The 6777-nt window shown below is 69.3% G+C and carries 7 protein-coding genes; 3 read left to right on the top strand and 4 right to left on the bottom strand.

Annotation, left to right across the window (positions count from 1 at the left end; translation table 11 throughout):
* Together FHG89_RS14850 and FHG89_RS14845 are read left to right on the top strand one after the other, a co-directional pair.
* Window positions 1–1114, top strand: a 1114-nt coding sequence (locus FHG89_RS14850; protein ID WP_208760969.1) for a non-reducing end alpha-L-arabinofuranosidase family hydrolase, incomplete at its 5' end; no start/stop codon positions are given.
* Between the two features lie 86 nt (window positions 1115–1200).
* Entirely contained in the window at window positions 1201–2598 is a 1398-nt protein-coding gene (locus tag FHG89_RS14845) for a poly(ethylene terephthalate) hydrolase family protein (protein WP_139584963.1), read from the top strand.
* On the opposite strand, the gene FHG89_RS14840 is transcribed toward FHG89_RS14845, so the two are convergent.
* From FHG89_RS14840 to FHG89_RS14825, 4 genes are all read right to left on the bottom strand, one after another.
* The gene (locus FHG89_RS14840) at window positions 2576–2959 is read right to left on the bottom strand and encodes a hypothetical protein (protein WP_139584962.1); all 384 of its coding nucleotides are present in this window, start codon (window positions 2957–2959) and stop codon (window positions 2576–2578) included. The genes FHG89_RS14845 and FHG89_RS14840 overlap by 23 nt on opposite strands.
* A gap of 11 nt (window positions 2960–2970) precedes the next feature.
* A complete protein-coding gene (gene bla / locus FHG89_RS14835; protein ID WP_425280176.1) occupies window positions 2971–3879 on the bottom strand; it encodes a class A beta-lactamase in 909 nt (302 codons plus the stop codon).
* 150 nt (window positions 3880–4029) lie between these two features.
* Window positions 4030–4632 (bottom strand): response regulator transcription factor, encoded by a 603-nt coding sequence (locus FHG89_RS14830; protein WP_139584960.1) that lies wholly within the window; start codon window positions 4630–4632, stop codon window positions 4030–4032.
* Entirely contained in the window at window positions 4629–5783 is a 1155-nt protein-coding gene (locus tag FHG89_RS14825; protein WP_139584959.1) for a sensor histidine kinase, read from the bottom strand. Before FHG89_RS14825 ends, FHG89_RS14830 begins: the two co-directional genes overlap by 4 nt.
* A 107-nt stretch (window positions 5784–5890) precedes the next feature.
* Here FHG89_RS14825 and FHG89_RS14820 point away from each other — a divergent pair, with 107 nt between their 5' ends.
* Window positions 5891–6772, top strand: a complete 882-nt coding sequence (locus FHG89_RS14820) for an ABC transporter ATP-binding protein (protein WP_139584958.1) — start codon at window positions 5891–5893, stop codon at window positions 6770–6772.
* Window positions 6773–6777 lie beyond the last annotated feature (5 nt).

Genomic DNA, 6777 nt, shown 5'->3' with positions numbered 1-6777 from the left:
GTGGAACGTCAACTCCAACGGCACCATCAGCAGCGTCCAGTCCGGACGGTGCCTCGACGCCTGGAGCACCGCCAACGGAGCCCAGATCCAGCTCTACGACTGCCACGGACAAACCAACCAGCAGTTCCGGCTCGCCGCCCTCGGCGGTCCCACCTCAACGCCGACGCCGACGCCGACCCCGACGACGCCGCCGCCGACCGGCGGTACGTGTGACCTTCCCTCCTCGTACCGGTGGTCGTCGACGGGCGCGCTGGCGCAGCCGAGGTCCGGCTGGGTGTCGCTGAAGGACTTCACCCACGCGCCGTACAACGGCCAGCAGTTGGTCTATGCGACGACGCACGACACGGGCACGACGTGGGGCTCGATGAACTTCGGTCTCTTCTCGAACTGGAACCAGATGGGGTCCGCGTCGCAGAACCAGATGCCGTTCGCGGCGGTGGCGCCGTCGTTGTTCTACTTCGCGCCGCGCAACGTCTGGGTGTTGGCCTACCAGTGGGGTGGGCCGGCCTTCTCGTACCGGACGTCGTCCGACCCGACAAACGTGAACAGCTGGTCGTCGGCGCAGACGCTGTTCACCGGAAGCATCTCCAACTCCTCGACCGGCCCGATCGACCAGGCGGTCATCGGTGACGACCAGAACATGTACCTGTTCTTCGCCGGGGACAACGGCAGGATCTACCGGGCCAGCATGCCCATCGGGAACTTCCCGGGCAGCTTCGGGTCGAACTACACGACGATCATGACCGACTCCACGAACAACCTGTTCGAGGGTGTCCAGGTCTACAAGCTCCAGGGCCAGAACAAGTACCTCATGCTCGTCGAGGCGATCGGCGCGAACGGGCGCTACTTCCGATCGTTCACCGCCACCAGCCTGGGTGGTACGTGGACGCCGCAGGCCACGTCCGAGAGCAACCCGTTCGCCGGCAAGGCCAACAGCGGTGCCACCTGGACCAACGACATCAGCCACGGCGAACTGATCCGCAGCAACGCCGATCAGACCATGACCGTTGACGCCTGCAACCTCCAACTGCTCTACCAGGGGCGTTCTCCCAGCTCCGGCGGCGATTACGGCCTCCTGCCGTACCGGCCGGGCCTGCTGACGCTGCAACGCTGACGATCGGACATCACCGGGGGCGGGCAGGCTCGACACAGGACGAGCCCGCCCGCCCCTCGCTCTCCCACCACCAGGAGGTACCTACAGTGCGAGGACCCGCAGACCACCCCCCACCCGCGGGAAACACCCGTGCCGACCGAGTGTCGCCCGGCTTTCGAGGCAGGCTGTTCACGCTTGCCGCAGCCGGGATCGCAGTCGCAGTCGGGTTGTTCACCATCACCGTGGCGACCGGGTCGGCGTCGGCCGCCGACAACCCGTACCAACGCGGCCCGGACCCCACCCGGACCAGCGTCACAGCCGTGAACGGCCCCTTCGCCAACACGTCGGTCAGCGTCCCGACCGGGTACGGCTTCAACGGCGGCAGGATCTACTACCCGACCGACACCAGCCAGGGCACCTTCGGGGCCATCGCGATCTCGCCGGGTTACACCGCGTTGTTCTCCGCCGAACTGGCCTGGATGGGGCCGTGGCTGGCCTCCCACGGTTTCGTCGTGATCGGCATCGAGACCAACAGCCGCAACGACTTCGACACGGCCCGGGGCACCCAGTTGCTCGCCGCGCTGGACTACCTGACGCAGCAGAGCCCGGTACGCGACCGGGTCGACCCCAACCGGTTGGCGGTCGCCGGTCACTCCATGGGCGGCGGTGGCGCGTTGAGCGCGGCCATCCGGCGTCCGTCGTTGAAGGCAGTGGTCGGCATCGCCCCGTACTCGCCGTCCTCGAATCTGGCCAACGACCGGGTGCCCACGATGATCTTCTCCGGCCAGGCGGACACGGTGGTCACCCCGTCCTACGCCACCGGCCTGTACAACAGCCTCCCGGCCACGACGGAGAGCGTCTACCTGGAGGTCGCCGGCGCGGATCACGGGTTCATGGTCGGACGGTCGAACCCGGTGATGGTCCGGACGATGCTGCCGTTCGTCAAGATGTTCATCGACGACGACGCCCGGTACAGCCAGTTCCTCTGCCCGCTGCTCGACAACAGCGGCGTCGTCACCTACCGCAGCACGTGTCCGTTGCTGCCGACGACACCGACCACTCCGCCGACCGGCACGCCGACGCCGACCCCGACGCCGACCCAGACCACGCCGCCACCCGGCTCTGCGAGCCAGATCGTCGGCACCCAGTCGGGCCGGTGCGTCGACGTACCCAACGCCTCGACCACCAACGGCACCCGGGTCCAGCTCTACGACTGCAACAGGCAGACCAACCAGGCCTGGACCTACACCTCGACCAAGCAACTGCAGGTGTACGGCACCATGTGCCTCGACGCGGCAGGCACCGGCAACGGCGCCGCAGTGCAGATCTACAGCTGCCACAGCCAGACCAACCAGCAGTGGAACGTCAACTCCAACGGCACCATCAGCAGCGTCCAGTCCGGACGGTGCCTCGACGCCTGGAGCACCGCCAACGGAGCCCAGATCCAGCTCTACGACTGCCACGGACAAACCAACCAGCAGTTCAGACTCGCCGCCCTCGCTTGATGATCATGACCGACCCGACGAACAAGCTGCTCGGAGGCGTGCAGATCCATGAGCGGCGGGGCGAGATCCTAGGCACCTGACATCCGCGGCCGAACTGACATCGGGCGGGCTCGGCGTCACGCTGGGCCCGCCCGGACCATTGGTTGCGCGCAGGTGCCGCCGAGCCGGCGGTGCAGCCTCGATTTCGGCGATGACCGGGCCGGCGAGGTCCGCCGGTGCGGGTGGGCAGCCGACCTGTGGGCTTGCGGTGCATCGCCGCCGCCAGGGTCTCGTAGACCGGCGGATTGATGCTGTCGCGCTGCTCGTGCCGCGTCTTCACGGTGGTCTGCGGCCAGTCCGGGTCGGTCAGGAGTTCAGCCACCGCGTACTGCTTCACAATGCGGCGATCACGACCTCGGCCGCCTGGGCGATCAGCGCGTTGTCGTAGCTGGCGTCCTTCTCGTCGCGGCTGGACAGCACCGCGAGGACGATCGGCGCACGATCCGGCGGCCAGATCACCGCGATGTCGTTGCGGGTGCCGTAGCCGCCGGCGCCGGTCTTGTCCCCCACGACCCAGCCGTCCGGCACACCGGCGCGGATCAGCTCGCCGCCGGTGGTGTTGCCCCGCAGCCAACCGGTGAGCACGTCGCGGTCCGCCGGTTCGAGGGCGTCGCCGACGACGTACGCCCGCAGATCCTGGGCCAGTGCCCGCGCGGTGCTGGTGTCCCTCCGGTCACCCGGCCTCGCCTCGTTGAGCTCGGTCTCGTAGCGCGCCGGATCGGTGACGCTGTCGCCGACTCCCCGCAGTTCCTTCTCGAACCGCTGCGGCCCGCCGAGCTGGCGCAGGAGCAGGTTGCCGGCGGTGTTGTCGCTGTACCGTACGGCCGCGTCGGCGATCGCGCGCAGCGTCATGCCGTCCGCGACGTGCCGCTCCGTGATCGGCGAGTAGGTCACCAGGTCGTCCGCCGAGTACCGCACCACCCGGTCCAGCTCGGCGTCGGTGGTCCCGTCGAGGACCTCGGCGGCGGCCAACGCCTTGAACGTCGAGCAGTACCCGAACCGCTCGTCGGCCCGGTACCGCACCGTGCGACCCGTGCCGGTGTCGATCGCGTAGATTCCCAGCCGCGCGTCGAACCTCTCCTGCAACAGCCGGAACTCGCGGTCGCGGTCCGCGACGGTGGACGCGGTCACCCTCACCTCGCGGTCCCCCGCCGGCTGCTCTGCGGCGTCCACGGGGCCGCACGCGGCCAGCGACACCGCCGTCGCTGCGGCCAGCAGTCGTTGTGTCGCCAGAACCATGATCACTCCTCGTTGGTGCCGTAGTCGCGCGCCAGCGCTTCAGCGCCGGTCGACCAGTTTCGACGCTCGCAGCGATCCCGCATGCGGTCGAAGACCACCACGTCCGCGACGGCGGTGGGGACGTGGTCCGCCGCGCCGACGACGGCGCCGCCGTTACAGCCAGTCGTGTTCGCGGGCGTAGCGGGCCGCTTCGTGGCGGGTCCGGGTCTGGGTCTTGCGCATCGCGTTGGAGAGGTAGTTGCGAACGGTACCCGGGGCGAGGTGGAGCCGAGCGGCGATGTCGGCGACCGAATAGCCCTCGCTGGTGACCCTCAGGACGTCGGCTTCACGGTCGGTGAGGGGGCAGTCCTCGGTGACGGCGAGCGCGGACACCTCCGGGTCGATCCAGCGTTTCCCGGCGTGCAGGGTGGCGATGACGAAGGTGATGTGGGCCGGCTCGGCGGACTTGCTGACGAAGCCCTGGACGCCGAGCCGCAACGCCTTGCGCAGCACGCCGGGGCGTGCGTGCCGGGTCAGCATGAGGATCACCTGCTCCGGGCGCTCGCGGCGGATCTCAGCGACCGCGCCCAGGCCGTCCACGCCCGGCATCTCCAGGTCGATGACCAGCACGTCGGGCTTGTGTCGCAGGGTGGCGGCGATCGCCGTCCGGCCGTCCTGCGCCTCGGCAAGTACAGTGATGTCACCCTCCAGGGGCAGCAGCGCGGCCAGGGCCGTGCGCAGCAGCGCCTCGTCGTCGGCGAGCACGATGGTGGTCACTGGCCGTCCCTCCCCATGACCGTCGGGACCGCGTCGGCCCGAGTGGGTGGGAAGACCGCTGCGGTCAGGAAGCGCTCGTCCTTCTGTTCCACGGTCAGCTCACCTCCGTCGCCCGCGATCCGTTGCCTGAGTGCCGCCAGTCCCCTGAGCTCGGGGGGCGCGGTGGCGGTCGCGCCGTCGTTGACGATGGTGATGCCCGACGTGGCGAGCGTGATCTGCACCTGGGTGGCCTGGGCGTGCCGCAGGATGTTGGTGGTCGTCTCGCGCAGCACCTGGCCGAGCAGTTCGCTGGCGCGGGCGTCTACCTCGGCCTCCCGGGTCACCCGGACCCGGATTCCGGCGGCCTCGAACAGGTTCTTCGCGTTCTCGATCTCCGCGGTGAGGTTGAGCCGACGTTGCGCGTAGGCGAGTTCTTTGGTCTGCGCGATGGTGTCGCTGACCAGCGCGTACGTCTCCCGCAGCTCCATGTCCGCCCGAGCGGTGTCACGAAGGAGCAGTCGCTGGGCCAGGGCGATCTTCAGCTTGACCACGTGCAGGGTGTGGCCCTGGATGTCGTGCAGGTCGCTGGCGAACCGCACGCGCTCCCGGACCACGGCCAGCTCCGCCGCACGTTCCCGGGTCTGTTCGAGCTCTCGGATGAGGTCGTAGAACCGCTCGCCCACCACGGTGAAGATCGTCACGACGACGGTGAGGGCGGTCGGGATGAGCACGTAGGTGACCAGGACGTGACCGATGTCGTCCCGCTGCACCAGCAGCCGCGCCGCGCCGACGGCCGCGACGTAGGTGAACAGCCCGGCCATCGCCAGCTTCCGGTGCCGTCGCACCTCGCGCAGGGCAAGCGAGCCCACGGCGCAGAAACCCCAGTAGGCGTTGGGGCTGCCGATCACCAGGACCCCGAGCGGCCAGACCGCCGCCGCCACGACCAGGCAGGGCAGCGCGACCCGGGCGAGGTCGTTGGCCGTCCACCGTTCGAAGGCCACCACGCCCGCCACGGCCCCCGGCGCCAACACGACGACGTGCCACCAGGTACGCGCGTCGGTGTAGAGCAGGACCACCGCGGCGAACACCACAGGCGGTAGTGACGTGGCGAGGTTGAGCCGGCGCAGTCTTCCCTGCGTCGACTCGGTGAAGCGCGGCGATCTCGCGGTCACCACACCAGTATCCGGCAGCCAGGGGCCGCGACCAGTGACACCACGTCACATGCGGTGGTGACGTGGTGTCACTGACGGGTCGGCCGCGCCCGCGCTGTCATGGGTGCATGTCCACCACACCTGTCATCGAAGTCGAACGGCTGAACCTCACCTACGGCGATTTCCACGCCGTGAAGGACCTCTCCTTCGAGGTCCGGCCCGGAGAGCTGTACGCGCTGCTGGGCACCAACGGGGCCGGGAAGACCACGACCCTGGAAGTCGTCGAGGGACACCGGAGGCCGACCTCGGGCACGGTACGCGTCTTCGGGCACAGCCCCGCCGAGCGCCGAGCGGTACGTCCCCGGATGGGCGTCATGCTCCAGGAGAGCGGATTCTCCCCGGACCTCACCGTCCGTGAGTCCGTCGGCCTGGTCGGCCGACTCACCCGACGCACCGACAACGTCGACCGGGTGCTCGACCTGGTCGACCTCACCGGCCGAGCCGGCCGCAAGGTGTCGCAGCTGTCCGGCGGGGAGAAACGGCGGCTGGACTTCGCCACCGCGGTCTACGGCACCCCGGAGCTGATCTTCCTGGACGAGCCGACCACCGGCCTCGACATCCAGTCCCGCGATGCCGTCTGGACGACGGTCGACCGACTGCGGGAGAACGGAGCGACCATCGTGCTCACCACGCACTACCTGGAGGAGGCGCAACAACGCGCGGACCGGATCGGGCTGATGCACGAGGGCGCCTTCCACCGGGAGGGCACCGTCTCCGAGCTGACCCGCACCCTGCCCGCGGTCATCCGCTTCTCCGTCCCGGTGCCGGCGCCGATGTTGCCGGTGCGGGCCGACGTCGCCGCCGACGGCACGGTCATGGTCGAGACCTTCGAGCTGCAGAAGGACCTGCACCTTCTGCTCGGCTGGGCCCAGGACCACGCCGTGGAGCTGCGGGACCTGGCGGCGGGACCGACCCGGCTCGACGACGTCTTCCGCGCCATCAACAGTTGATTCGT

The organism is Micromonospora orduensis, assembly GCF_006228125.1.
In the GTDB taxonomy this organism is placed as follows: domain Bacteria; phylum Actinomycetota; class Actinomycetes; order Mycobacteriales; family Micromonosporaceae; genus Micromonospora; species Micromonospora orduensis.
The sequence above is the reverse complement of the archived record's forward strand: the minus strand, read 5'-3'. Positions and strand labels throughout refer to the sequence as shown.

Excerpts from the sequence above, each read along its gene's own strand:
- FHG89_RS14820 (WP_139584958.1), top strand. The coding sequence starts at position 5,891 with ATGTCCACCACACCTGTCATCGAAGTCGAACGGCTGAACCTCACCTAC.